This window comes from Devosia sp., from assembly GCF_014860165.1.
Lineage (GTDB): Bacteria > Pseudomonadota > Alphaproteobacteria > Rhizobiales > Devosiaceae > Devosia.
This window is the reverse complement of sequence record NZ_JACZKG010000032.1, coordinates 98247-123293: the sequence shown is the minus strand read 5'-3', so window position 1 is coordinate 123293 and position 25047 is coordinate 98247. Positions and strand designations below refer to the sequence as shown.

Annotated in this window: 22 protein-coding genes; 15 read left to right on the top strand and 7 right to left on the bottom strand. The window is 63.5% G+C overall.

Features of this window, described 5'->3' with window-relative positions; all coding sequences use genetic code 11:
- Nucleotides 1–558 precede the first annotated feature (558 nt).
- The 12 genes from rpsB (at nt 559) to IH615_RS07580 (ending at nt 12511) form a co-directional block, all read left to right on the top strand.
- Complete coding sequence (gene rpsB, locus IH615_RS07635) at nt 559–1332, top strand: 30S ribosomal protein S2 (RefSeq protein WP_291361111.1); 774 nt, start codon at nt 559–561, stop codon at nt 1330–1332.
- A 71-nt stretch (nt 1333–1403) separates the two neighbouring features.
- Nucleotides 1404–2333, top strand: a complete 930-nt coding sequence (tsf, locus tag IH615_RS07630; protein ID WP_291361109.1) for a translation elongation factor Ts — start codon at nt 1404–1406, stop codon at nt 2331–2333.
- 205 nt (nt 2334–2538) lie between these two features.
- Nucleotides 2539–3258, top strand: a complete 720-nt coding sequence (gene pyrH, locus IH615_RS07625; protein WP_291361107.1) for a UMP kinase — start codon at nt 2539–2541, stop codon at nt 3256–3258.
- A 16-nt stretch (nt 3259–3274) separates the two neighbouring features.
- Nucleotides 3275–3829: a ribosome recycling factor gene (gene frr / locus IH615_RS07620; protein ID WP_291361105.1), complete on the top strand. Its 555-nt coding sequence runs from the start codon at nt 3275–3277 to the stop codon at nt 3827–3829.
- Between the two features lie 29 nt (nt 3830–3858).
- Entirely contained in the window at nt 3859–4620 is a 762-nt protein-coding gene (locus IH615_RS07615; RefSeq protein WP_291361104.1) for an isoprenyl transferase, read from the top strand.
- Entirely contained in the window at nt 4617–5477 is an 861-nt protein-coding gene (locus IH615_RS07610; RefSeq protein ID WP_291361103.1) for a phosphatidate cytidylyltransferase, read from the top strand. The genes IH615_RS07615 and IH615_RS07610 overlap by 4 nt, the downstream gene beginning before the upstream one ends.
- Before the next feature lie 43 nt (nt 5478–5520).
- Nucleotides 5521–6657, top strand: coding sequence for an RIP metalloprotease RseP (rseP, locus tag IH615_RS07605; RefSeq protein ID WP_291361101.1), 1137 nt, complete (start codon nt 5521–5523; stop codon nt 6655–6657).
- 184 nt (nt 6658–6841) lie between these two features.
- Nucleotides 6842–8962 carry an outer membrane protein assembly factor BamA gene (bamA, locus tag IH615_RS07600; protein ID WP_291361099.1) on the top strand — a complete coding sequence of 707 codons (2121 nt, stop codon included), beginning with the start codon at nt 6842–6844 and terminating at the stop codon, nt 8960–8962.
- A gap of 74 nt (nt 8963–9036) precedes the next feature.
- Nucleotides 9037–10065, top strand: coding sequence for a UDP-3-O-(3-hydroxymyristoyl)glucosamine N-acyltransferase (gene lpxD / locus IH615_RS07595; RefSeq protein WP_291361098.1), 1029 nt, complete (start codon nt 9037–9039; stop codon nt 10063–10065).
- Nucleotides 10062–10538 carry a 3-hydroxyacyl-ACP dehydratase FabZ gene (gene fabZ / locus IH615_RS07590; RefSeq protein WP_291361097.1) on the top strand — a complete coding sequence of 159 codons (477 nt, stop codon included), beginning with the start codon at nt 10062–10064 and terminating at the stop codon, nt 10536–10538. The genes lpxD and fabZ overlap by 4 nt, the downstream gene beginning before the upstream one ends.
- Nucleotides 10535–11344, top strand: a complete 810-nt coding sequence (gene lpxA / locus IH615_RS07585) for an acyl-ACP--UDP-N-acetylglucosamine O-acyltransferase (RefSeq protein ID WP_291361096.1) — start codon at nt 10535–10537, stop codon at nt 11342–11344. The genes fabZ and lpxA overlap by 4 nt, the downstream gene beginning before the upstream one ends.
- The gene (locus IH615_RS07580) at nt 11345–12511 is read left to right on the top strand and encodes a lipid-A-disaccharide synthase (RefSeq protein WP_291361095.1); all 1167 of its coding nucleotides are present in this window, start codon (nt 11345–11347) and stop codon (nt 12509–12511) included.
- Here the strand turns inward: IH615_RS07580 and gltA are convergent.
- Both gltA and gltX read right to left on the bottom strand, forming a co-directional pair.
- Nucleotides 12487–13776 (bottom strand): citrate synthase, encoded by a 1290-nt coding sequence (gene gltA, locus IH615_RS07575; protein WP_291361094.1) that lies wholly within the window; start codon nt 13774–13776, stop codon nt 12487–12489. The two genes, IH615_RS07580 and gltA, sit on opposite strands and share 25 nt — an antisense overlap.
- A gap of 147 nt (nt 13777–13923) precedes the next feature.
- Nucleotides 13924–15384, bottom strand: a complete 1461-nt coding sequence (gene gltX, locus IH615_RS07570) for a glutamate--tRNA ligase (protein WP_291361093.1) — start codon at nt 15382–15384, stop codon at nt 13924–13926.
- A gap of 35 nt (nt 15385–15419) precedes the next feature.
- Between gltX and IH615_RS07565 the strand changes: the two genes are divergently transcribed.
- Nucleotides 15420–17552, top strand: coding sequence for a ComEC/Rec2 family competence protein (locus IH615_RS07565; protein WP_291361092.1), 2133 nt, complete (start codon nt 15420–15422; stop codon nt 17550–17552).
- Here IH615_RS07565 and IH615_RS07560 read toward each other — a convergent pair.
- From IH615_RS07560 to IH615_RS07545, 4 genes are read right to left on the bottom strand one after another with little or no spacing between them, the layout of a single operon-like run.
- Nucleotides 17521–19479 (bottom strand): beta-galactosidase, encoded by a 1959-nt coding sequence (locus IH615_RS07560; protein WP_291361091.1) that lies wholly within the window; start codon nt 19477–19479, stop codon nt 17521–17523. The two genes, IH615_RS07565 and IH615_RS07560, sit on opposite strands and share 32 nt — an antisense overlap.
- Nucleotides 19480–19487: 8 nt before the next feature.
- Nucleotides 19488–20363, bottom strand: coding sequence for an SMP-30/gluconolactonase/LRE family protein (locus tag IH615_RS07555; protein WP_291361090.1), 876 nt, complete (start codon nt 20361–20363; stop codon nt 19488–19490).
- Nucleotides 20360–20971, bottom strand: a complete 612-nt coding sequence (locus IH615_RS07550; RefSeq protein ID WP_291361089.1) for a 2-dehydro-3-deoxy-6-phosphogalactonate aldolase — start codon at nt 20969–20971, stop codon at nt 20360–20362. The genes IH615_RS07555 and IH615_RS07550 overlap by 4 nt, the downstream gene beginning before the upstream one ends.
- Before the next feature lie 16 nt (nt 20972–20987).
- The gene (locus tag IH615_RS07545) at nt 20988–21908 is read right to left on the bottom strand and encodes a 2-dehydro-3-deoxygalactonokinase (RefSeq protein ID WP_291361088.1); all 921 of its coding nucleotides are present in this window, start codon (nt 21906–21908) and stop codon (nt 20988–20990) included.
- Between the two features lie 272 nt (nt 21909–22180).
- Here IH615_RS07545 and IH615_RS07540 point away from each other — a divergent pair, with 272 nt between their 5' ends.
- Together IH615_RS07540 and IH615_RS07535 are read left to right on the top strand one after the other, a co-directional pair.
- Nucleotides 22181–23992, top strand: a complete 1812-nt coding sequence (locus tag IH615_RS07540; RefSeq protein ID WP_291361086.1) for an IlvD/Edd family dehydratase — start codon at nt 22181–22183, stop codon at nt 23990–23992.
- A gap of 215 nt (nt 23993–24207) precedes the next feature.
- Nucleotides 24208–24420 (top strand): hypothetical protein, encoded by a 213-nt coding sequence (locus IH615_RS07535; protein WP_291361084.1) that lies wholly within the window; start codon nt 24208–24210, stop codon nt 24418–24420.
- Nucleotides 24421–24477: 57 nt separating this feature from the next.
- Here IH615_RS07535 and IH615_RS07530 read toward each other — a convergent pair whose 3' ends face one another.
- Nucleotides 24478–24690, bottom strand: a complete 213-nt coding sequence (locus IH615_RS07530) for a cold-shock protein (RefSeq protein ID WP_056230464.1) — start codon at nt 24688–24690, stop codon at nt 24478–24480.
- Nucleotides 24691–25047: the final 357 nt, after the last annotated feature.

The following is a 25047-nucleotide window of genomic DNA, read 5'->3' as shown; positions in this document are numbered from 1 at the left end:
CGTCTCGTCCGTGGTTCGCCGCTACATCCAGTACAAGGGCCGTTCGCCGCATGGATTCCGGCCTTCGCCGGAATGACATCGCAAAACATATCCCCGCGCCTTTATCGTCCCTCATACTCCCCCAGTCGCCCACGGCAGAGCCCAGTCATGACGAGTGATGTGCGTGGGGATGGTCGGGGACGGGAGGTCGCTTCCGTCCGCGAGGGGAACTCGGCAGCTGCGCTTGCGACACAGCGTACCTGGCCCGGACTCGCGCAAAGTCCCGGCGTGGTGGCGAGGCGGAAGCCTCTTTCTACCAATAATTCGAGGCGACCGCTTCGCCATCACAGCTCTCAGGGAGAGCGCTCGAGTTTCATGACAACCGCGTCACAGGCGGCACTTCGGCACGTCGCTTGCCTTTCCTGCGGTCTTCGCCTATATCGCCCCTGCGTTTGACTGCGTGTCAGCGCGATTTCACACACGAGGCAGGCTTTTCGGGCGACCGAAAATCCATCCGGTGGCGGGTAACCGTCGCAAGGCCTCGTGGCGGCATCAACCGGTAAACAAGGAGCAGCCATCATGGCACTGCCCGATTTCTCCATGCGCCAATTGCTCGAAGCAGGCGTCCACTTCGGTCACCAGAAGCATCGCTGGAACCCCAAGATGGAACGCTACATTTTCGGCGTTCGCAACGACATCCACATCCTCGACCTGAGCCAGACCGTGCCGGCCCTGAGCCGCGCCCTGCAGCTGATCAGCGACACCGTCGCTGACGGTGGCCGCGTGCTGTTCGTTGGCACCAAGCGCCAGGCCGCGCCGCTGGTGGCCGAGGCTGCCAAGCAGTCCGCGCAGTATTTCGTCAATTCCCGCTGGCTCGGCGGCACGCTGACCAACTGGCAGACCATTTCGAACTCGATCTCGCGCCTGCGTGAACTCGAATCGATGAGCGAAGACGCACTGGCGCTGCGCACCAAGAAGGAGCGCCTGATGATGAGCCGCGAGCAGGAACGCCTTGAGCGCGACCTGGGCGGCATCAAGGACATGGGCAACCTGCCTTCGCTCCTGTTCGTCATCGACACCAACAAGGAAGCCAACGCGATCAAGGAAGCCCGTCGCCTGGGTATCCCGGTCGTCGCCATCGTCGACACCAATTGCGATCCCGACACCGTCGACTACGCAATCCCCGGCAATGACGACGCCTCGCGCGCCCTCGAGCTCTATGTCTCGCTGGTTTCCAAGGCTGCCATCGACGGCATCGGCCGTTCGGCTTCGGGCCTCGGCGCCGATCTGGGTGCTTCCGAGCGCGCTCCGGCAGAAGACCTGCCGACCGAAGACGCACCAACCGTCAACTAAGTCCGGTATCCGGATTTCGTTCTGATTTGAACCATGCGGCCCCTTCAATGGGGTCGCCAAGAGGTGAACCCATGGAAATCACTGCAGGAATGGTCAAGCAGCTCCGCGACTCGACCGGCGTCGGGATGATGGACTGCAAGAAGGCCCTGGCCGAGACCAATGGCGACATGGAAGCCGCGGTCGACTGGCTGCGCACCCGTGGCCTGGCCAAGGCTGCCAAGAAGGCCGATCGCGTTGCCGCTGAAGGCCTGGTCGGTGTCGCTACGTCCGGCACCAAGGCCGCTGTCGTCGAAGTGAACTCGGAAACCGACTTCGTTGCCCGCAACGAGCAGTTCCAGGCGATCGTCGGCAACATTGCCAAGCTCGCCCTCGACGCCGATGGCGACGTGGTCAAGCTCGGCGAAATGCCGTTCCCCGGCTCGGGCCATTCGGTTTCGGCCGAACTGACCGAAGCCATCGCCAAGATCGGCGAAAACATGAACCTGCGCCGCACCGAGGTTGTCTCGGTCAGCGACGGTGTGGTGGAGAGCTATGTCCACAACGCCGTCAAGGCCGGCCTGGGCCGCATGGGCATCCTGGTGGCTCTCGAGTCGACCGGCGACAAGGCAGCGCTGAGCGCCCTTGGCAAGCAACTGGCCATGCATATCGCGGCGACCAATCCGCTGTCGATCGATCCGGAAGACCTGGACCAGGCTGTTGTTGCCCGTGAGCGCGCCATCATCCTTGAGCAGGTCAAGGAATCGGGCAAGTCGGCCGAGATCGCCGAGAAGATGGTCGATGGCCGCATGCGCAAGTACTTTGAGGAAGTCACGCTGCTGGCGCAGACCTTCGTGATCGATGGCGAGACCAAGGTCGGCGTCGCGATCAAGAATGCCGAGAAGGACGTTGGCGCCCCGATCAAGCTGACCCGCTTCGTGCGCTATGCACTGGGCGAGGGCATCGAGAAGGTCGAGACCGACTTTGCTGCCGAAGTCGCCGCCACGGCTGGCGTCAAGGCGTAAGCATCTGACTGGTGCGCGGACCTCAGGGCCCGCGCGCCGCTCTCCCTGATGGCCATCATTCGGCCGGGATCGAGCGCAATTACCCAGCCGTTATTCACGTTCCGGTGACGCCACGCCTTCTGTTGCGGGCGGTTTTGCCATAGGGTCTGCCGGGCATCGCCGGATTCGGTGCCCCATGACCATGTTCTGTTAAAGGGGTTTGCCGATGGCACCTGCCTACAAACGCATTCTCCTCAAGGTTTCGGGCGAGGCGCTGGCAGGGGACAATTCCTTCGGTATCGAGCCACCATTCCTGCAGGCCGTGGCCAAGCAGATCGCCGATGTCGCCAATAGCGGCGTCGAGATCGCCATCGTGGTCGGCGGCGGCAATATCTTCCGCGGCATGGCCGGCGCTGCCGACGGCACCGACCGTGTGACCGCCGACATGATGGGCATGCTGGGCACCATGATCAACGCGCTGGCGCTGAGCAATGCGATTTCCCGGCAGGGCGCCAAATCCAAGCCTTACAGCGCCGTTTCCATGCCTTCGGTCGCCGATACGTTTACCGCCCGCGACGCCAAGCTGGCGCTGGAGGACGGCTTTGTGGTGGTGCTGGGCGGCGGCATCGGCAACCCGTTCTTCACCACGGACACGGCTTCGACCTTGCGCGCCATCGAACTCGAATGCGATGTCGTGCTCAAGGGCACCAAGGTCGATGGGGTCTATTCCGAGGACCCGATGAAAAATCCGCAAGCAACGCGCTATGATACCGTCAGCTATGACGAAGTCATCGGCAAGAACTTGCGTGTTATGGATACGGCGGCCTTCGCTCTTGCCCGCGACAATGCCATGCCGATAATCGTATATGCTCTTGACGACGCGGCGGGCCTGGCGGGCGTGCTGGCGGGGACGACCCGCTCGACCCGCGTCGGCAAGCCGATCTAGCCTGGAAGGAACGACAATGGCCTATGACCTCTCCGATCTGAAGACCCGCATGCAGAAATCCATTTCGTCGCTGCGCGATGAACTGGCGGGCCTCAGGACCGGCCGCGCCAGCGCCAGCCTTCTGGAGCCTGTGACCGTCGAAGCCTATGGCTCGCGCATGCCGCTGAGCCAACTGGCGACCGTGACCGTGCCGGAGCCGCGGATGCTCAGCGTGCAGGTCTGGGACCGCTCGATGGCCATGGCTGTCGAAAAGGCCATTCGCGACAGCGGGCTGGGCCTCAACCCGATGGGCGAGGGGCAGGTGATCCGCGTGCCTCTGCCCGAGCTCAACGAGCAGCGTCGCAAGGAATTGGCCAAGGTTGCGCACAACTATGCCGAGGCGGCCCGTGTCGCGGTTCGTCATATTCGCCGCGACGGCATGGATGCCCTCAAGAAGGCGGAAAAGGATGGCGATATCAGCCAGGACGATTCTCGCGTCCAGGCCGATCTCGTGCAGAAGGCGACCGATGCGGCCGTGACCGAGATCGATCAGGTCCTTGCGGCCAAAGAAGCGGAAATCATGCAGGTCTAAGTCGGCTGAGCTGCGCCAGGAGGGCGTAGATGTCCATCGATCCAGCCATCAACACCGAATTCGCGCAGCGACCGCGTCTGCGCATCCCGGCGCATCTGGGCGTGATCATGGACGGCAATGGTCGCTGGGCGCAGGCCCGCGGCAAGCGCCGCACCGAGGGCCATATCGAGGGCGTCAAGGCGCTCCGCAACCTGGTCGAGCTCTGCATCACCTATGGTGTCGGCCACCTCACGGTCTTCAGCTTCTCCTCGGAGAACTGGACGCGTCCCAAGGACGAGATTTCGTTCATTTTCAATCTATTGCGGCGGTTTGTTGCCTCTGACCTTCAGCGACTGATCCGCAACAATGTGCGCGTGCGCATCATCGGCAGCCGCGAGGGTCTCGAGCCCAGCCTGGTGCGGCTGATCGATGATGTAGAGGCCAAGACCTCGGCCAATACCGGGCTGGTGCTGATCGTCGCCTTCAACTATGGCGGCAAGGCCGAGATCGCCGAGGCGGCGCGCAAGCTGGCGCGTGAAGTGGCCGCCGGGCGCCTGTCGCCCGAGGATATCACCGAGGAGCGCCTAGCCGGCGCTCTCTATACCGCCGGCCTGCCGGACCCGGACCTGATCATCCGCACCAGCGGCGAGCAGCGCATCTCCAATTTCCTGCTCTGGCAGGCCGCCTATGCCGAATTCGTCTTCGTCGAGGAGAATTGGCCCGATTTCGACGAGGCCAGCTTCGTCAGGGTGCTCGAGGCTTTCTCACGGCGCGACCGGCGCTTTGGCGGCATCGAGGCAGTGCAATCTTGAGCAATCCGGGCGATCCCGCGTCAGAGCCTGCCGCCGGTCGCCGCCGTACCTGGGCCGATCTGGGTCCGCGCCTGGTCTCGGCCACGGTGCTGATCGCGCTCACCGCGACGGCGCTCTATATCGGCGGCTACGTGTTTGCGGCGGTGGTGGGCGCCGTGTTCGCCGGCGCCTATCGCGAGTGGGAGACCATGGTCTCCCGCGCTCCGCTTACGCCTGCCGGCATGGGGTTGATCGGTCTCGTTGCCGTGTCCGGCCTGGTCTATCCGATGTTCGGCCCATTGGGCACCGTGGCTGTCATCGCGCTGGCCAGCCTCGTTGCGATCGCCATGCGCGGCGAGGGCGTGTTGTGGCGCATCCTGGGCCTTGTGATCTACGGCGCCATCATCATCGCGGCCCTGGCCATGCGCGGCGATACGCTGACCGGCGTGTGGGCAGGCGTCTATCTGGGTACAGTTGTCTGGATGACCGACTCGGCGGCGTTTTTCACCGGCCGGCAGATCGGCGGGGAAAAGCTGGCGCCGGACATTTCGCCCTCCAAGACCTGGTCGGGGGCGCTGGGCGGCCTGGCGCTGGGAACCGGGGCAGGGCTGCTGGTGTGGGTGGTGGCGACCGACTCGCCCTGGTGGATCGGGCTGGCGCTTTCGGCGGCCATCAGCGTGCTGGGCCAACTCGGCGACCTGGCGGAGAGCGCGGTCAAGCGGCATTTCCGCATCAAGGATAGCGGCGACATCATTCCGGGGCATGGCGGGTTGATGGATCGTCTCGACAGCCTCACATTTGGCGTCTTGCTGGTGCTTCTCGTCGGGGCGCTGCATGCCGGCTACGGCTCGGTCGCCGAAGGCCTGCTCTACTGGTAGGACGTGGCGCGCCTGCGCCGCATCCCGCTCAACAAGGAAGACCATGTTCGATTTTCTCTATTGGCTCCTGTCCTATGTGGTGCCGTTCCTGGCTGTCCTGACAGTCATCGTCTTCGTGCACGAAATGGGCCACTACCTGGTGGCGCGATGGAACGGCGTGGCGATCGATGCCTTCTCCATCGGTTTTGGCAAGGAACTGGTCGGACGAACCGACCGACACGGCACGCGCTGGAAGATTTCGGCGATTCCGCTGGGCGGCTATGTGCGCTTCACCGGCGACATGAATGCCGCTAGTGTTCCTGATCCGGAGGCACTGAGCAAGGTAGATCCGGCGCTGGCGCCGCTCCTGTTCGCCAACAAGAATGTCTGGCAGCGCATAGCCGTGGTGGCGGCCGGGCCGCTGGCCAATGTGATCCTGACCTTCCTCATCCTCTATGCGCTGCTGCTGGGCTATGGGCGCTACACCATTCCGCCGGTCGTCGGGGAAGTCATTGCGGGATCGGTTGCGGAAGCTGCCGGCCTGGAGCCGGGCGACACCATCGTCTCTGTCGATGGCTATGCAGTGCGGGGCTTTGAGGACTTTCAGCGACTCGTGGCAACAAGCCCGGCGCGGCCGGTCACGATCGAGCTCGACCGCGGCAGCGCAACCGAGACGGTGGTGCTGGTCCCCGAGGCCGTCGAAATCGAGGATCGCTTCGGCAATAGTCAGCGCATCGGTCGAATCGGCGTGAGCCGCGACGTCGATGAAACCGACGTGACGCTCTATCGACCGGGACCGGTCGAAGCGATCGGCATGACGGTCGAGGAGATCCGCTTCATCATCCAGCGGACGGCGGCGTTTCTTGGCGATTTCTTCGTGGGACGCGGCGATGTCGAGCAATTGGGCGGGCCGGTCAAGGTCGCCCGGGTATCGGGAGAGGTGGCGACGCTGGGAATCGTCGCGCTGATCAACCTGACCGCACTGCTCTCGCTAAATATCGGTATTTTCAACCTTTTACCGGTTCCGATGCTCGACGGCGGCCATCTATTGTACTATCTGGTTGAAGCTGTCAGGGGGCGTCCGCTGAGCATCAGAGTGCAGGAGATGGGTTTCCGGTTCGGATTCGCCCTGGTTCTTGCGCTCATGGTGTTCACGTTGTTCAACGACACACTGTTCGCCTATTTCGGAATCCTGCGTTAGCCTCTGGTTAACCTTGGTTTGCAAGGTGTTGCAGGAATACAAGTGCACCAATCATTTGCTAAGGACGTCGAGGCTTCCGCCTTGTCCTTGGTTAAAAAGACGGTAAAACGGTGCAATGGAGTTAGCTTGGGGGAGCGCTGTGCATGGCGATTCTCCGGGCCTGGTCGCAGAAGGCAATAATAATATGATCCATCCCACCAAGCTGATGCGCGGCGCCCTCCTGGCGCTTGCGATACTGGGTGCCGCTCCGCTCGCCGGGCCCAGCGTTCCGCTTCTTGGCGCTGTGACTGCTCAGGCTCAGGAACAATTGGTTGGCTCGGTGCTCTTCGAGGGCAACCGGCGTTTTTCCGACAGTCAGCTTCTCGCCATGGTCGACGTCTCGGCCTCAGGTATTTTCACCCAGCAGCGATTGGCCGCGGATATCGAGAGCATCCGCCAGGCCTATGATCGCGACGGGTTCCTGTCCGTCTCCGTGACGGCACGCACTGAGGCGACCACCGATGGCCGCGTCCGCGTCATCTTCAATGTCAATGAAGGCAATCGCGCGGGCATCGCCGCGATCAACTTCACCGGCAATAACAGCTTCGGCGCCAACAGCCTCAAGAGCAACCTGCTCACCAAGGAGACCGGCATCCTGAGCTGGCTCTTCAAGGATGACAGCTATGACGAGCAGAAGCTTGCCGTCGACCGCGAGCGCATCCGGCTCTTCTATGCCAACCGCGGTTACCCGGATGTCCAGGTGACGTCGGTGGGCGAATATGATGCCAGCAAGAATGCCTACTTCATCAACTTCACCATCAATGAAGGCCAGAAGTACGAATTCTCCAACGTCGGCATCGAAACCAGCATTTCCGGCCTCGACACCAATGCCCTCAAGGGCACGGTACAGACCGGGCAGGGCAGTGCCTATTCGGCCAATGACCTGCAGCAGTCCATCGAGGACATGGCCTACGAAGCCACCGTCCAGGGCTATTCCTTCGTCGACGTCCGCGCTCGTCTTGACCGTGACGTTGCCAACGGTACCTTCAACGTTACCTACCTGGTGGATGAGGGCGCTCGCCTCTATGTCGAACGCATCAACATCACGGGCAATACCAAGACCCGCGACTTCGTGATCCGTCGTGAGCTGGAGTTCGGTGAAGGCGACCCCTTCAATCGTGCACTGGTGGTTCGTGGCCGCGAGAATATCGAAGCGCTGGGCTTCTTCTCGGCAGTCGAGGTTACGACCGGTCCGGGCTCGGCACCCGACAAGGTTGTCCTCAATGTCGCGGTGACCGAAACTTCAACCGGCGAATATGGCGCCACGGCCGGTTATTCGACCGTCGACGGCATCCTGGGTGAAGTGTCGCTGACCGAGCGGAACTTCCTGGGCCGCGGCCAGTATCTGCGTGCCGCCATCGGCGCGTCGCAGTCTGGCCGTACCTTCGACTTCTCGTTCACCGAGCCGCGCTTCATGGGCCTGAAGGTTTCTGCGGGTGTGGATGTCTATCACCGCATCAGCGATGAATCGGCGTCCAGCTTCTATGGTTCGGAAGCCACTGGCGGGCAGTTCCGCGTTGGCATCCCGCTGACCAGCGACCTGTCTGGCACTGTGTTTGCGGGCATGGAGCGCAAGGTCATCGTCGACAAGAACCCCGATGACTCGCTGCTCGTTGCCAATGGCCAGGAGTTCTACAAGGGCTTCGTGGGCTACACGCTGAGCTACAACACGCTCGACGACAACAAGAAGCCGACCGAAGGCATGCTGGCGACGTTCACGCAGCAGTATATCGGCTGGGATCACAACCTGATCCGCTCCGAAGCCAAGGCGCGCTACTTCATTCCCGTCGTCGAGGATAGCGGCATCATCGCCAGCCTGCGTGGCCAGGCCGGTATCATCAACGATCTGAGCGGCAATGGCGTCCACTCCGTGGAATCCTTCATCGGCGGCTCGCAGCTGATCCGTGGCTTCGAGGGTCGTGGCATCGGCCCGCGTATCCAGAACGGCGAGTATCTCGGTGCGGTAGCTTATGCGGGCGTCTCGGCCGAAGTGCAGTTCCCGCTGCCCGGCGTGCCGGAGAACTATGGCCTGAGCGGCGCAGTCTGGGCCGACGCGGCCTGGATGGACGGCGTGAATGTGCCGCGCCTGAATGGCAATACCGTTGATCCCGGCAGCGTCGATGTGCCATGGCGCACCTCGATCGGCGCTTCGCTGATCTGGGAAAGCCCGTTCGGCCCGCTGCGTGGCGACTTCGCCCATGTGCTGAACAAGTCGACCTCGGACCGTACGCAGGTCTTCCAGCTGACGATGTCCAGCTTGTTCTAGCCGTTGTGGCATGAAACAGTTCATTGAGCCGCGGGCGGCAAGCACCGCGGCTCAATTCTTTTAAGTGACACCTCATGGTCGACACCCGTTTTCATCGTTTTGCCGGCCCGCACTCGATCGGCGCCATTCTGACTGCGCTGGGACGCGTGGACATGCTGGCCGGATTGGCCGATGCCAATCTGTCGATTTCGGGCGTGACCGAACTCGACCTGGCCGGTCCCAGCGATCTGGCCCTGGCTGCCCATACCAGCTATATCGAAGAACTGCGCTCGACCTCAGCCGGGGCCGTCGTGGTGCTGCCGGCACTGCGGGACCTTGTGCCGTCACACGCCATCGCCATCGTGGCCGACAAGCCGCACCAGCTGTTTGCCGATATTCTCGACCATCTCTATCCGTCCAGTACCCGCTCCGTGATTGCTTCGGGCCGGGATGACCTCGGCGCGCCAGTATTCGAGCGTGACGTGTCGATCGGATCAAACGTGGTGGTGGGGCCAGGCGTCGAGATCGGACGCGGCACCATTATCGGCGCCAATACCGTCATCGGGGCGGGCGTCACCATTGGCCGCAACTGCATCATTGCCGCCAACTGCACCATCGATTGCGCTCATATTGGCAACGACGTGGTGATTCACTCGGGCGTGCGTATCGGCACCGAGGGTTTCGGCTGGCTCGACTTCGGGCAGTCCAACCGCAAGGTGCCGCAGCTTGGCCGGGTGCTGATCCAGGACCGCGTGGAGATTGGTGCCAACTCTACGGTCGACCGCGGCGCGCTGGGTGACACCATGATCGGTGAAGGCACCAAGATCGATAATCTTGTGCAGATCGGCCACAACTGCAAGATCGGCCGCTCCTGCCTCATCGCTGCGATGAGCGGGCTGTCGGGCTCCACCATTGTGGAAGACGGCGTGTTGATGGGCGGCGGCGTGGGGACGTCCGGCCACCTGACGATCGGGGCCGGCTCGGTGGTGCATGGCCGCGCCGCCGTGACCAAGAACTGGCCGCCGGGCAGCAAACTTGCTGGGGCGCCGGCGCAGGATATAAGAGACTTCTGGCGAGAAATCGCCGCAATGCGGAAACTATCCAAGGGGGATAAGCGGGGATGACCGACAGCGCACCAGCGACCACAGAACTCGGAGCGATGAGCATTGCCGAGATCCTGAGGAGTCTGCCGCACCGCTATCCGTTTCTGATGATCGACAGGATCATCAAAATCGATGGCGACGAAAGTGCAGTCGGCATCAAGAACGTCACGTTCAACGAGCCGATCTTCCAGGGCCACTTCCCGGAAAACCCGATTTTCCCGGGCGTGCTGATCATCGAAGGCATGGCCCAGACGGCCGGGGCCATCGTCATCAAGCATGACTCGGGCACGGGCAAGAAGAACATTGTGCTGATGCTGGGCGTCGACAAGGCGAAGTTCCGCAAGCCGGCCGGACCGGGCGATACGATCGAGTTTCACATCGCCAAGATCCAGCGCCGCCGCAATGTCGGACGCTATGAGGCCAAGGCCATGGTGGATGGCGCGGTCATCGCGGAAGCCGAGATCACCGCGATGATCGTCGAGGCCAATTCGTGAGCGACGCGGTCATTCACCCGACCGCGATCGTCGGCTCGCTGGCCCGGCTGGGCAAAGGCGTGCAGATTGGCCCTTACTGTATCGTCGGCGACAATGTCGTGCTGCACGATAATGTCGAACTGATCTCGCATGTCTCGATCGACGGACATACAGAGATCGGCGCCGGTTCCAAGATCTACCCCTTCGCCTCGATCGGCCACCGACCGCAGGACCTCAAGTATCACGGTGAGGCGTCACGGCTGGTCATCGGCGAGCGCTGCACTATCAGGGAGTCGGTCACCATCAATCCGGGCACCGAAGGTGGCGGCATGCTGACCAAGATCGGCAATGACTGCCTGATCATGGCCGGAGCCCATGTGGCGCATGATGCGATCATCGGCAACAAGGTCGTCATGGCCAATTATGTCGGCATTGCCGGCCATTGCCATGTCGGCGACAACGTCATTTTCGGTGGCATGTGCGTGGTGCACCAGTTCACGCGGGTCGGTGCGCATGCCTTTATCGGGGCGGCATCGATGGTGGATGGCGATATCATTCCCTATGGCATGGCGGTGGGTAATCGCGCCTCCCTGACCGGGCTCAACCTGGTGGGTCTCAAGCGCCGGAAGTTCGACCGCGAGGCCATTCACCGCCTGCGCGCGGCCTATCGGCTGATCTTTGCCAGCGAGGGCACCCTGCGCGAGCGTGTCGAGGACGCGGCCGAACTGTTCAAGAATGACCCTCTGGTGCAGGACGTCGTCAGCTTCATTGCCGCCGCCTCGGATCGGCCGATCCTGATGCCGCGCAACGGCCATGACGCCGACTAGATGACCGCGCCGGCCAATGCCACAGGCGGTGAGCGCCTCAGGCTGTTCATTCTGGCCGGCGAACCCTCGGGGGACCGCATCGCGGGCGACCTTGTCAGTCGGTTGAAGCGCCTGGTGCCGCTCGACCTCAGCGGTGTCGGCGGTCATGAGCTCGAAGCGCAGGGAATGCGCTCGCTTTATCCCATGAGCGACCTGGCAGTGATGGGCGTCAGCGACGTGATCCTGCGGCTGCCGCTGCTGTTGTGGCGCATCGAGCAGACAGCCAGAGCCATCACCAAATCCAGGCCTGACATCGTCGTCCTGGTCGATTCCCAGGATTTCTCCAAGCTGCTGGCGCGGCGCCTCAAGGCGCTTGGCTTCGCTGGCAAGCTGATCCTCTATGTCGCACCGTCAGTGTGGGCGAGGGCACCGGAACGCGCCGCCAAGCTCACGCCGTTGTTCGAAGAGGTGTTGGCGGTGCTGCCGTTCGAACCTGCCGTCATGCAGCGCCTGGGCGGTCCGCCCACTTGCTATGTCGGCCATCCCGCGCTGGGAGAGCGGCTGGTTCGCGATGTTGTCGAACGCGGCCCGCTGGTGCTGCTGCCGGGCAGCCGGGACGGCGAGTTGCGACGGCATCTGCCAATGTTCCGGGAGATCGTCGCAGAGGTCGGTGCGCATCCGGCACTGGACGGCATTGTCATCCCCACGCTTCCCGCTTTGCATGAGCGCCTGACTCGCGAAGTCGCGGATTGGCCGGTACCCGTAACCATCGTGTCCGATCGTGCAGCACGTTCCGACATCTACCGAACGGCTGTATTGGCGCTGGCCGTCTCGGGAACGGTGACGCTTGAGCTAGCTTTGGCACGGGTGCCGATGGTGGTGACCTACGTGCTCGACCCGCATCAGGCGCGCATCTATACCAAGCATGGCCGGCCGCCGATATCGCTGCCCAACCGCATCCTGGACCGTCCGGCCGTGCCGGAACGCGTACAGGATGCTGCGGACGCCGAGGCCATTATCAAAGTGGTCCGCCCGCTGCTGGACAACAAAAAAGCCCGCCAGGAGCAGATCGAGGCCTTTGGCGAGCTTGCACTCCTGATGGAAGCCGGAGAAGCCGACTTCCCGCGGCAGGACCCGGCGGACCGGGTCCTCGCCCATTGGGATCAGCGGGCGCCGAGCGCGGAATAGTCGCGGGCCGGGGCTCCGTCATAGAGCTGGCGCGGGCGACCGATCTTCTTCTGCGGATCGGCAATCATTTCCTTCCACTGGCTGATCCAGCCAACGGTACGCGCGACCGAGAACAGCACGGTGAACATCGAGGTCGGGAAGCCGATCGCCTCGAGGATGATGCCCGAATAGAAATCGACATTGGGATAGAGCTTGCGGTCGATGAAGTAGGGATCCTCAAGCGCGATCTTCTCGAGCTCCTGGGCCACCTGCAGCGTCGGGTTGTTGTGCACGCCCAGCAGATCGAGCACTTCCTTGGCGGTCTTCTGCATCACGGTCGCGCGCGGATCGAAGTTCTTGTACACGCGGTGGCCGAAGCCCATCAGCTTGAAGTTGTCGGACTTGTCCTTGGCGCGGGCGATGAATTCGGGAATGCGGTCGACGGTGCCGATTTCCTTGAGCATGTTCAGCGCCGCCTCGTTGGCGCCGCCGTGAGCGGGGCCCCAGAGGCAGGCGACGCCGGCCGCGATGCAGGCGAACGGATTGGCGTCGGACGAGCCGGCCAGGCGAACCGTCGATGTCGAGGCGTTCTGCTCGTGATCGGCATGCAGGGTGAAGATCAGGTCCATCGCCTTGGCAATGGTCGGGTTGATCACGAACGGCTCGGCGGGAACCGAGAAACACATGTGCAGGAAGTTGGAGGCGTAATCGAGATCGTTGCGCGGGTATACGAAGGGTTGCCCCACCGAATACTTGTAGGCCATGGCCGCTATGGTCGGCATCTTGGCGATCATGCGGATCGAGGCGATCTCACGCTGCCGCGGATCGGAAATGTCGGTGGAGTCATGGTAGAACGCGGCCATAGCGCCCACAACACCGGTCATGATGGCCATCGGATGCGCGTCGCGGCGGAAGCCCCGATAGAAATAGTGCATCTGCTCATGCACCATGGTGTGGCGCGTGACGAGTTCGCTGAACTCCTCAAGCTGCGCCTTGCTGGGCAGTTCGCCATAAAGCAGCAGGTAGCAAACCTCGATATAGCTGCTCTTTTCGGAAAGCTGCTCGATGGGGTAGCCGCGGTAGAGCAACTGCCCTTTATCGCCGTCGATATAGGTGATGGCGCTGTCGCATGCTGCCGTCGAAGTGAAGCCAGGATCGTAGGTGAACATGCCGGTCTTGGCGTAGAGCGATCGAATATCGATCACATCCGGACCCACCGAGCCGGACAGAACCGGAAATTCGTGGGTCTGGTCCCCGATGACGAGTTTAGCGACTTTGTCGGTCATTGAGCTCTCCTCGAAGGCCTCCGCGTCCGCAATTGTTCCGGTCGCTCGAAGCCGTAAACTGGGCAGTCATGGCTGCTTTGCAGGGGTATCAGTTTTTGCCCCGGTGACGCAACCGATGGGTAAGCAAGGCTTACCCTCCGATTAGCACTAGACAGCGCCGATTTGGTCCTCAAGGCGGGCCATACTCTCGTCCCTCCCGATCAACACCATGACCTCGAAAATGCCCGGAGAAACGGTGCGCCCGGTGAGCGCGGCGCGCAAGGGCTGGGCCAGCTTGCCGAGCTTGAGACCCTTGGCTTCTGCCAGGGCCCGCATGGCCGCATCGATAGATGGTACCGACCAGTCGTTGAGGCCGCGCAGCGTCCCGGCCATGTCCTTGAGCACGGCGCGCGTATCTGATGTGAGCAGGGCCGAGGCCGCCGCATCGATCGCGAGCGGGCGTGAGGCATAGATGAACTGCGCCAGGTCGATCAGCTCGAGCACGGTCTTGGCGCGCGGCTGCAGCTCGGGCAGGGCCGAGAGCACGGTGTCCTTGTTGGACGAGAGGCCATCGACATCGATGTGGCGACCCACTTCGGAGGCCGTATCGAGCATCACCTGGTAGAGATAGGCCGGTGAGGCTTCGCGGATATAGTGGCCGTTGATGTTTTCCAGCTTCACGAAGTCGAAGCGCGCGGCCCCCTTGTTGAGGCCGTCGAGGCTGAACCATTCGATCATCTGCTCGGTCGAGAAGATCTCGTCATCGCCATGGCTCCAGCCGAGGCGGGCGAGATAATTGCGCAGGGCCTCGGGCAGGTAGCCCATCTGGCGGTAGGCCTCGACGCCGAGGGCGCCATGGCGCTTGCTGAGCTTGGCACCGTCGGGGCCATGGATCAGCGGAATATGGGCCATTTCCGGCACGGTCCAGCCCATGGCGTTGTAGATGACGATCTGGCGGGCCGCATTGGTCAGGTGGTCGTCGCCCCGGATGATGTGGGTCACGCCCATGTCGTGGTCATCAACAACCACGGCATGCATGTAGGTCGGGGTGCCGTCGGAGCGCAGGATGATGAAATCATCCAGGTTCTCGGCCTTGAACACGACCTTGCCCTGCACGTGGTCATCCACGACGATGTCGCCGGCCAGCGGTGCCTTGATGCGGATCACCGGCGCGACGCCTTCAGGCGCCTCGCTCTGGTCGCGGTCGCGCCAATAGCCGTTGTAGCGCGGCGGCTTGCCGGCGGCGCGGGCCTCCTCGCGCATCTGGTCGAGCTCGGCGGGCGAGCAATAGCAGTAATAGGCGTGGCCCATCTTCACCAGTTCATGGGCCACTTCGGCGTGGCGCGCTGCGCGGCCGAACTGGCTGATCGGCTCGCCCTCCCAGTCGAGACCCAGCCATTTGAGCCCGTCGACCAGCGCCACCACGGCGGCTTCGGTCGAGCGTTCGCGGTCGGTGTCCTCGATGCGCAGCAGCATCTTGCCGCCCTTGTTGCGGGCATAGGCCCAACTGAAGAGCGCCGTGCGGGCGCCACCGATATGCAGGTAGCCGGTGGGCGAGGGGGCGAAACGGGTAACGACCTGGGACATGAGACCGGAGTGCTTGGAGGATTTTGCAGCCGTGTGTAGCATAGAGCCGCACGAGCGCAAGGGCGGGGGCAACGCGGGTGCTGGAGGCCGAAACACGCGAGGGCGAGACGGGCGCGGTGGCCCTGCCATTGCCGGCGAAGCTGCGGCCGAGGCAGCCCGCAATCCGCTTTCGTCCAACCACGACCATGGACGGCGCGGGATGGCTCGACCCTGCGGCCACGCGCAGGCTTTTCGTGCTGCTGCCCTTCGCCGCCATTGCCGGACTGATCGCTTATGCGGCCCTGCCGGTCGAGCCCTTGCCGGAGGCTCTGGCCGGCGTCGGCGCGGCCCTGGCACTGCTCGTCATATTGCTCCGGCGCTCCGCCGGCCTGCCGCTGGCCGCGCTTGCCGCCGCAGCATGGATCGGCTTCTGCCTGCTGACTCTGCATGCACTGTGGTTCGGCACATCAATGCTGACCCGGCCCGCCTATGGCCTCTATGAGGCGCGGGTGGGGGAGATCGTGTCGGCAACAGCGGAGAGCCGCCGCATTGTCGTCTCGGGCCTGGTGCCGGTGGAGGGTGATCGGGCCGTCGATATTGCCCGGGCGCGGCTAGTCGTGCCGCCTGAGCCGCTGCTCGCGCCGGGAGACGTCATCCGGGCACGCCTGCGGCTGGCGCCGGTGCCCGGCCCGATCCTGCCGGGAGCTTTCGATGGGCAGTTCCACGCCTACTTCTCGGGCATCGGCGCCTACGGCAATGTCACGGGCGACTTAGCCCTGGTGGCCACCGGCGACAGCCTTGATCCGACCCGGGCCATCGAGGGCCTGCGCATGGCCATCGGCGGCCGCATCGATGCAGTGCTCGACGGGCCGTCGGCAGCGATTGGCCGGGCCATGGTCGTTGGCGACCAGAGCGCCATTGACGACGAGACCCGCGAGATCATGGCCGCCTCGGGCCTGGCGCATATCTATTCAATTTCCGGCTTGCACCTGTCGATCGTGGCCGGTGGCGTGTTCTTCCTGCTGCGCCTGTTGCTGGCGTCGATCCCTGCCGCCACCAGCCGCTGGCCGGTCAAGAAGATCGCGGCCATAGGCGGGATCGTCGCCGCCGCCGGCTATCTGCTGCTGGCGGGTGGTCTGGGCAACGTGCCAGCCCTGCGCTCCACCATCATGCTGGCGCTGATTTTCGGCGCCGTGCTGGCGGGCAGGCGGGCGCTGACCATGCGCAATGTGGCCATTGCGGCGCTGGCCATCATCGTCATCGACCCGGCAAGCGTGTTCCGCGCCAGCTTCCAGCTATCGTTTGCCGCCGTGGTGGCGCTGATCGGCATCTACGAAATGCCGCGCTCACCCCGGACTGGCGAGCGAAACTGGGGTGAGCGGCTCTGGGCGACGGTGTGGACGACGGCCCTGACCAGCTTCATTGCCGGCACGGCGACCCTGCTGTTCTCGGCCTATCACTTCCAGCAGACAGCGCCGCTTGGCGTGGTGGGCAATGTGCTGGTGCTGCCGGTCGTCAGCATCGTCATCATGCCCTTTGCGGTGCTTTCGGTGCTGGCCATGCCGCTCGGCGCCGAAGCGCCATTCGTGGGGATCATGGGCTGGGGCATCGACCGCATGGTGGATGGCGCAACGCTGGTTGCGCGCTGGAGCGAGGGGCTGACCGGTAACCCGCTGCTGACCAGTACCGCGCTGATGATCGGGCTCGCCGCGCTGGCCTGGTTTGCCTTCGTCAACAGCTGGTGGCGCTTGCTCGGCCCGGCGGTGGCCGTGCCGCTGGTGCTGCTGGTTGGACTGGATCAGCGGCCCGACATCCTCATCGCCGATACAACACAGGCCGTGGCCCTTCGAACGGAGACGGGCATGGGGCTGATTTCCGGTCGTGCCGGCAGCTTTGCCACCGATGTGTGGAGCGAACACTATCAGGAACCGATCGCCGAGACAGTCGACGGGCTGCGTTGCGACAGCCTGGGCTGCATTGCTCGTACTGACCGCTTCTCCGTCGCGGTGATCCGCAATCCGGCGGCCTTTGCCGAAGATTGCGGCCTGCACGCGCTGGTCATCGCCCGCGTTCGGGCGCCCGCGACCTGCATCGGCAGCCAGGTGATCGACGCCGACGCCCTTGCTGCGGGCGGCGTGCACTGGTTGGCTTGGAACGAAGCGGCGGCGCGGTTCGATATCCGCACCGCCATTCCCAATCTCACCCGGCCGTGGCGAGTCGTGCCACCGTGACGCCCGCGGCGGGCAGTTCGGTCGAGCCAAGCACATAGCCTGCTTCGTCCTTGGCGGGGACCAGCGTGGCGCGGCCGGCGCCGTAGTTCACATAGACGCGGAAGCCGTCGCGCGTGCGGCAGCGCACCCCGGCTGGCAGCGCCAGCGTGGGCAAATCGACCTCTTCGATCAGGTAGTCGACCACGCGCTGCACCAGGGCCTTGGTACCGCTGGCGCCCAGGTAATAGAGCTTGCCCTGGTTGACCAGCACCGGCCAGCCCTCGACATCCTCGATCACCACATTGGCCTTGGTCTCGATACGCTCGCGCCAGAGGTGAACGCCACCGCTGCCCTTGACCTCGACTTCGAGAGCGGGGTCGATGCTATCGATGCGCATGACCTTGAGGTTGAGCAGGTTGCTGGGCAGATCGGGTCCGAGCCTGGTCGGGATGGCGAAATCCTGCGTCTTCGAACCCGAGCGCGGGCCGATCAGCAGATGGCCATCGAATTCGGCAATGGCGGTGCGCAGGTCGTCGTTCCAGGCGAACAGCGTCGGAATAGCGACGATGTCATAGCCGGCAAAACTCTTCGTGCTGGGCGGCAGGATGTCGATATCGATGCCATGCTTGCGGAAGGCCGAATAGAGCGCGCGCACATGGGCGCCGTGGCTGAAGCCCTTGGCCTGCGGCTGGATTTCCCAGGCCCATTCGCTCTGGTAGTCATAGACCAGTGCGACGCGGCCCTTGGTGGCGGTGCCGGCCATGCCGACGGCCTTGAGTTCCTGTGCGACCTGGCTGGCTTCATGATAGGCCGGCGCGGGCTCGCTGTCGGGCCGCAGCAGGCCCGCATGCATCTGCTCCTGGGCAAACGGCGCCTGCCGCCAGCGGAAATAGGTCACCACCTCGGCGCCGTGGGAGAAGGCCTCCCACGCCCACAGGCGCGCCATGCCGGGCAGGGGATCGGGATTGAAGTCGGCCCAGTTCACCGGGCCGGGCTGCTGCTCCATGATCCACCAGCGGCCATGGCCGACGGCGCGATAGAGATCGTGGTGGAAGGCGGTGTTGTCGGGCTCGCCCTGGCGGCGATACTGGCGCTTGACCTCGTCGGGCTCGTCGCTGACCGCTAGATGACCCAGCGGGTAGCTGTCCCAGCTGGCGATATCGAGCGTCCTGGCCAGGTCGTAGTGATCGAAATCGGTGTAACGGCTCATGAAATTGTGGATGACCGGCAGGTCCGGCCTGACCGACTTGAGAATGTCGTACTGCACCTTGTTGAAGGCGGCGACCTGGTCGGAGGAATAGCGACGGAAATCGAGCGCATGCGACGGGGTCGGCTTCTCGACCAGGAGGTTCGGCAACTCGATCTGGTCGAAGCGGTTGTATTCCATGGACCAGAACACATTGCCCCAGGCCTGGTTCAGGGCTTCGACCGTGCCATATTTCTCGGCCAGCCAGCGCTGGAAGCCTTCCTTGGCGGCCGGCGAATAGGAATAGGTGGTGTCGTGGCAGCCATATTCATTGTCGATCTGCCAGCCGCCCAGTGCCGGGTGGTTGCCGACGGCGTCGGCGAGCAGGCGGGCGATACGCGCGCATTCCTCGCGATAGCCGAGGTGGCTGAAGTCGTAGTGGCGGCGCGAGCCGAAGCCCTTGCGCCGCCCGTGAACGTCCACGGCCAGCATGTCGGGATGCTTGTCGACCATCCAGCGGGGCGGGGTGGCGGTCGGGGTGCCGAAGATGACCGAGAGGCCATGCCGGCCCAGCACGTCCATGGCCCTGATAATCCAGTCGAAGGTCAGATTGCCCGGGGTCGCCTCGAGCCGCGACCAGGCGAATTCGCCGATGCGGACATATTTGATGCCGACTTCAGCCATGCGGGCGGCGTCGCTGTCCCACTGCGCCTCGGGCCAGTGTTCGGGATAGTAGCAGACGCCGAGTGTAGGGGTGGTCATGACGAATCTCAGAGGGTGATTGTGGGTTCGGGCTGGCCGGCGACATCGAGTTCGATGGCGAAGAGGCTGCCCGCATGGCGCTCGGCGGCAAGCTGCTCGGCGCTCAGATTCTTGGCGGCAGTGGTGATGAACATGGTCTTGAGGTCGGGTCCGCCAAAGGCGGGGCAGGTGACCTGGCTTACCGGCACCTCGACGATGCGGTCGATCGAGCCGTCCGGGGCGTGGCGCACCACGCATGAACCGCCCCATTTGGCGTTCCAGAGGTAGCCCTGGCTGTCGACCACCGCGCCGTCGGGATAGCCCCGGCCATCGGAGACGTCGGCAAACAGCGTCCATTCGCCCTGGGGCAGGCCGGTCGCCGGATCGGTGGCAACCTGCATGATCTTCTTGGTCGGCGTATCGCACCAATAGGCGATGCGGCCATCGGGCGAGAAGCAGGTGGCGTTGGGAATCTTGACGCCCGACTTGATCGTGGTCAGCACCCCGGCCCGGTAGTGATAGACCGCGCCACCGGGTTCTTCCTCGGCGCGGGTCATGGTGCCGATCCAGAACGCGCCGGACGGATGGACGCGGCTGTCATTGGTGCGGGTCAGTGGATTGTCGGCCTCGATCTCGTTGATGCGGTTCATGCCGCCGGTCGTCAGGTCGAATTCCTTGAGGCCAGTATCGGTGGCCAGCACCAGCGTGTGGTCGTCGACGACGGCCGCAGCGGCCACGGTCTCGTTGAACAGCCAGCTGTCGACGATCTCGCCGGCCGCCGTCACCGCGAACAGGGTCTGTTCGTTGATATCGAAGAAGAACAACTGCTGGCGGCCAGGATGCCAGATCGGGCCTTCACCGAGCTGGCACTGACAATCGAGCAGGAGGCGGACGGTCTGGCTCATTGGGCTTTCCCCGCATCATAGGCAGCCACCGCGGCGGCGGCGCGTTCCGCAACCTGCGCGGCGTCCATGCCGGGCTTGTAGATATAGGTGCCCAGGCCAAAGCCGGTGCAGCCGGCGGCGAAATACTCGCCAAAATTGTCCGGATTGGCGCCGCCCACGGCATAGACCGGCAGTTCCGGCGGCAAGACCGCCTTCATGGCCTTGATGCCCTTGGGGCCCAGCACTTCGGCTGGGAAGAATTTCAGCCCGGTGGCGCCGGCCTTGATGGCGCGGAAGGCGTCGGTGGGCGTGAACACGCCAGGATAGGACAGCATCTGCAGGCGCACGGTTTCCTCGATCACTTGCTTGTTGGTGTCGGGGGAAACGATGAAGGTTCCGCCGGCATCCGAAACGGCCCAGACATGCTTTTTGCTCAGCACCGTGCCGGCCCCGATGGCGGCCTCATCACCCAGCGTATTGGAGGCCATCGCGATGCTGGTGAGCGCGTCTGGTGAATTGAGCGGCACTTCGATCATGGTGATGCCGGATGAAATCAGCGCCTTGCAGACCTCAACGGTCTCGTTGGGCGTGATGCCACGTAGAATGGCGATGATGTGGCGATGGTCCATTGCAATGAACTCCGGGCTAGACGGCAAAGCTGCGCGCGGCCTTGAGGCCGGCGAGTACGATTTCGGTGGCATCCCTGGGCTCGCCCCGGGCGCCGGCCATATCAAGCACCTGTGCATAGAGTGCACACAGGGCGGGCGACCCGATCAGTGGCACGGCTTGCTCGCCGATCAGATGACGATTGCTGCCGATCTCGGTGCCAACAAGAAGCCCGGAGAGATAGCCGGCGCACCAATCGGGCTGGCGGCCCGACAGGAGCGAGGCGGCGCGCACCTGGAATAGCGTGCCAAGCAGCTGTTCGGGATGGGCCAGGCCGGCAGCGGCTCCGGCGGCAAATCCGTCGGCGCGGCCGGGGCCGTCAATGTCGCCATTGAACGAGTGGCGCAGCACCGAATGGGTGCGCAGCACTTCGAAGATCTCACCCGTCATGGCTGTCGAGAAACGCTCGATCCGCGTGCCTGACAGTTGCGCCCATTTCGAATGCGTGCCCGGCATGCATACCACGCCGGAAAAACCTGGGGTGAGCGTCGCCAGACCCAGAAGCTGGGTTTCCTCGCCGCGCATCACATTGTCGCCGCCTGCCTTCTGGCAGACGCCGGGGAGGATGACCGGGGCAATGCGTCCGCCCGGCATGGCGGGTCGTACGGCACCATCAAGCAGGCCGCGCAGATCGGTGGGGGCTTCAAGATAGGGCGCTTCGAGCCAGCCCTGGCGGGCTCCGGCCATGCCGCAGATCAGCACATCGAGCGCACCGGCGCCGGCCGGCGCGACGGCTTCCAGCAGTTCCGCAAGTGCCCCAGGAAATTCGTCGCGCGTCAACTTGCCCATGCCCTTGGGCGAGCTCTTCTCAAACACCACCGCGCCGCCGGGACCGATTCCCCAGGCGCGAAGGTTGGAGGTGCCCCAGTCTACGGCAACCCAGTCTACGATCTCAGTCACTGATTTTCCTCACCGCGACAGGCCCGACGCGGCGCGACCCTAATGGCTGATGCCCGTTTCAGCCAGTCTCAATTTGCGCGGGCAGATCACCGCGAACGGGCCGATATTGTCCCCTCGTTTAGTAAGATTTTCAGCGCATCGGGAAATATCGGGTGCCGATTCTCATTTGTATGATTTTTTCCTCGGAATCGCCTTCACTCTGGCGTAAGCCATGCTAGAACCGCTCCAAACGTGGGCCCGATCGAGCCCCCGGACCCCAAGAGGAACATGACATGACTGCAGGCAATGGCCACGGCGAGGCGCCGAAAAAGCTGCGCTCGCGCGCCTGGTTCGACAATCCTGACAACCCGGACATGACGGCGCTCTATCTCGAGCGCTACATGAATTTCGGCGTGTCGCGCGAGGAACTGCAGTCGGACAAGCCGATCATCGGCATCGCGCAGACCGGTTCGGACCTGTCGCCGTGCAACCGCCACCACATCGTGCTGGCCGAGCGCGTCAAGGAAGGCATTCGTGAAGCTGGCGGCATCGCCATCGAATTCCCGGTGCATCCGATCCAGGAAACCGGCAAGCGCCCCACCGCCGGCCTCGATCGCAACCTGGCCTATCTGGGCCTGGTCGAAGTGCTCTACGGCTATCCGCTCGACGGCGTCGTCCTCACCATCGGCTGTGACAAGACCACGCCGGCGATGCTGATGGGCGCGGCTACCGTCAACATCCCGGCCATTGCGCTGTCGGTCGGCCCGATGCTGAATGGCTGGCACAAGGGTGAACGCACCGGTTCGGGCACGATCGTGTGGAAGGCCCGCCAGATGATGGCGGCCGGCGAGATCGACTATGCCCAGTTCATCGAACTGGTGGCGTCGTCGGCTCCCTCGACCGGCTATTGCAACACCATGGGCACGGCCACGACCATGAATTCGCTGGCCGAGTCGCTGGGCATGCAGCTTCCCGGCTCTGCCGCGATCCCTGCGCCCTATCGCGATCGCCAGGAAATGGCCTATCGCACCGGCAAGCGGATCGTCGACATGGTGCACGAGGATCTCAAGCCCTCGGACATCCTGACCAAGGACAATTTCATCAACACCATCGTGGTGAACTCCGCCATCGGTGGCTCGACCAATGCGCCGATCCATATCCAGGCCATCGCCAAGCATATCGGTGTCGAACTGGAACTGCAGGATTTCCAGACCTATGGCCACAAGGTACCGCTGCTGGTGAACCTGCAGCCGGCCGGCGAATATCTGGGCGAAGACTATTACCATGCGGGCGGTGTGCCGGCTGTCGTCAACGAGCTGATGAGCCAGGGCCTGATCCGCGAGAACGCGCCCACCGTCAACGGCAAGACCATCGGCGAGAACTGCCGCAACACCACCATCCAGGACGACAAGGTCATTCGTCACTTCGATAATCCGCTCAAGACCGAAGCGGGCTTCCTGGTGCTGCGCGGCAATCTGTTCGACAACGCCATCATGAAGACATCAGTGATCTCGACCGAGTTCCGCGATCGGTACCTCAACAACCCGGCTAGCCCAGGCGCGTTCGAGGGCAAGGCGGTGGTGTTCGATGGTCCGGAGGATTATCACCACCGCATCGACGATCCGTCGCTTGAGATCGACGAAAACACGCTGCTGTTCATGCGTGGCGCCGGCCCCATCGGCTATCCGGGCGCGGCGGAAGTCGTCAACATGCGGCCGCCCAACTACCTGATCAAGAAGGGTATCCATGCCCTGGCCTGTATCGGCGACGGTCGCCAGTCCGGCACGTCGGGTTCCCCCTCGATCCTCAATGCCTCGCCCGAAGCGGCAGCCGGTGGCAATCTTGCCATCCTGCGCACCGGCGACCGGGTGCGGATCGACCTCAACAAGGGCCAGGCCAATATCCTGATCTCGGACGAGGAGATCGCGACGCGTCGCGCCGATCTGGAAGCCTCGGGCGGCTACAAGTTCCCCAAGCACCAGACCCCGTGGCAGGAAATCCAGCGCGGCCTCGTCGGCCAGCTCGGCGATGGCGCCATTCTCAAGCCGGCCGAAAAATACCAGCGCATCGCCCAGACCAACGGCATCCCGCGCGACAACCACTGATTGCCAGCAGAACCGCAAAGGCCCGCACGCGTGCGGGCCTTTTTTGTTGCCGAGCCTGCCAGGTGGCTCCGCTGCGAGTCTGAGTTCCTCCGACGCTATCCCCAGGCGCGATCCGGGGGGACGCATGAATGTTGTCCTTCGCCCGTTCGATGCCGCGGCGGACATACGGGCCGGCCTGTGCGAGGATGGCGCGACCAGTTCGGGCGGGGGAGAAGATGCCAGGCAAGATAGATCGACCGATTTCGGAGATACTTGCCGTGGCCTTCATGGTGGTCGGCGCCAGCGTAGGCGTGTTCCTCGCCGTCGAACAGAACTTTGTCCTGCGGATCATCATCATTGCGCTGGGCGCCATCGCGGGACTTGGAATTGGTCGGCAGATCGGGCTGGTGATCGAGCGACGGCAGACAACAAAAAGGCCACCGCGATAAATCGCAGTGGCCTCTCGTGAGCAGCGCCGAAGCGCGCTCGCCTTGCAGTAGCAGAAACTAGAGCAGGGTCAGGTTGGTTGCCGATTCCTTGCCGTCACGGCCGGTCTCGAGCTCGTAGGTCACCTTGTCGTTCTCGTAGAGGCCCTGCAGGCCCGAACGCTGAACGGCGGAGATGTGGACGAAGGCATCCTTGCCGCCATTTTCAGGCGAGATGAAGCCGAAGCCCTTGGTGGTGTTGAAGAATTTAACAGTGCCGGTGATGAGGGCCATGATAGGTTCCTTTTGCTCGTAACGAGCGGTTATCCGATGGCAACATGCCAAAGGGACATAACGTTCGCATGGTCGAGAAGGAGCCGCGGACCGGGATTTCCGGCGTCAGGCAGCCGACTTAGGCTGAAAACGTATGAGCACTATGTGGCATGGAAACAGTCATTCTGCAAGATGGCAGCCAGTAAGAGTTTGCAGATACTGCGCTTTGCCTTTCGGTCACACATTTCCGGGGCAGGGCAGGCGGGCGTTTCCGCCATCGACTGCCGCAGTCCAACCATGCAAGCACCCCCAGCCGCACCGGCCGGGACGCTCTGATTTCGTACGCTGCTGACCGAGAGCAACAAGCCGATCCTAGCC

Excerpts from the sequence above, each read along its gene's own strand:
- IH615_RS07550 (WP_291361089.1), bottom strand. The coding sequence starts at position 20,971 with ATGGACCATCGCCACATCATCGCCATTCTACGTGGCATCACGCCCAAC.
- lpxD (WP_291361098.1), top strand. The coding sequence starts at position 9,037 with ATGGTCGACACCCGTTTTCATCGTTTTGCCGGCCCGCACTCGATCGGC.
- IH615_RS07555 (WP_291361090.1), bottom strand. The coding sequence starts at position 20,363 with ATGAGCCAGACCGTCCGCCTCCTGCTCGATTGTCAGTGCCAGCTCGGT.
- bamA (WP_291361099.1), top strand. The coding sequence starts at position 6,842 with ATGATCCATCCCACCAAGCTGATGCGCGGCGCCCTCCTGGCGCTTGCG.
- IH615_RS07530 (WP_056230464.1), bottom strand. The coding sequence starts at position 24,690 with ATGGCCCTCATCACCGGCACTGTTAAATTCTTCAACACCACCAAGGGC.
- gltX (WP_291361093.1), bottom strand. The coding sequence starts at position 15,384 with ATGCTACACACGGCTGCAAAATCCTCCAAGCACTCCGGTCTCATGTCC.
- frr (WP_291361105.1), top strand. The coding sequence starts at position 3,275 with ATGGCCTATGACCTCTCCGATCTGAAGACCCGCATGCAGAAATCCATT.
- pyrH (WP_291361107.1), top strand. The coding sequence starts at position 2,539 with ATGGCACCTGCCTACAAACGCATTCTCCTCAAGGTTTCGGGCGAGGCG.
- fabZ (WP_291361097.1), top strand. The coding sequence starts at position 10,062 with ATGACCGACAGCGCACCAGCGACCACAGAACTCGGAGCGATGAGCATT.
- IH615_RS07580 (WP_291361095.1), top strand. The coding sequence starts at position 11,345 with ATGACCGCGCCGGCCAATGCCACAGGCGGTGAGCGCCTCAGGCTGTTC.
- tsf (WP_291361109.1), top strand. The coding sequence starts at position 1,404 with ATGGAAATCACTGCAGGAATGGTCAAGCAGCTCCGCGACTCGACCGGC.
- rpsB (WP_291361111.1), top strand. The coding sequence starts at position 559 with ATGGCACTGCCCGATTTCTCCATGCGCCAATTGCTCGAAGCAGGCGTC.
- IH615_RS07615 (WP_291361104.1), top strand. The coding sequence starts at position 3,859 with ATGTCCATCGATCCAGCCATCAACACCGAATTCGCGCAGCGACCGCGT.
- gltA (WP_291361094.1), bottom strand. The coding sequence starts at position 13,776 with ATGACCGACAAAGTCGCTAAACTCGTCATCGGGGACCAGACCCACGAA.
- rseP (WP_291361101.1), top strand. The coding sequence starts at position 5,521 with ATGTTCGATTTTCTCTATTGGCTCCTGTCCTATGTGGTGCCGTTCCTG.
- IH615_RS07540 (WP_291361086.1), top strand. The coding sequence starts at position 22,181 with ATGACTGCAGGCAATGGCCACGGCGAGGCGCCGAAAAAGCTGCGCTCG.
- IH615_RS07560 (WP_291361091.1), bottom strand. The coding sequence starts at position 19,479 with ATGACCACCCCTACACTCGGCGTCTGCTACTATCCCGAACACTGGCCC.
- IH615_RS07535 (WP_291361084.1), top strand. The coding sequence starts at position 24,208 with ATGCCAGGCAAGATAGATCGACCGATTTCGGAGATACTTGCCGTGGCC.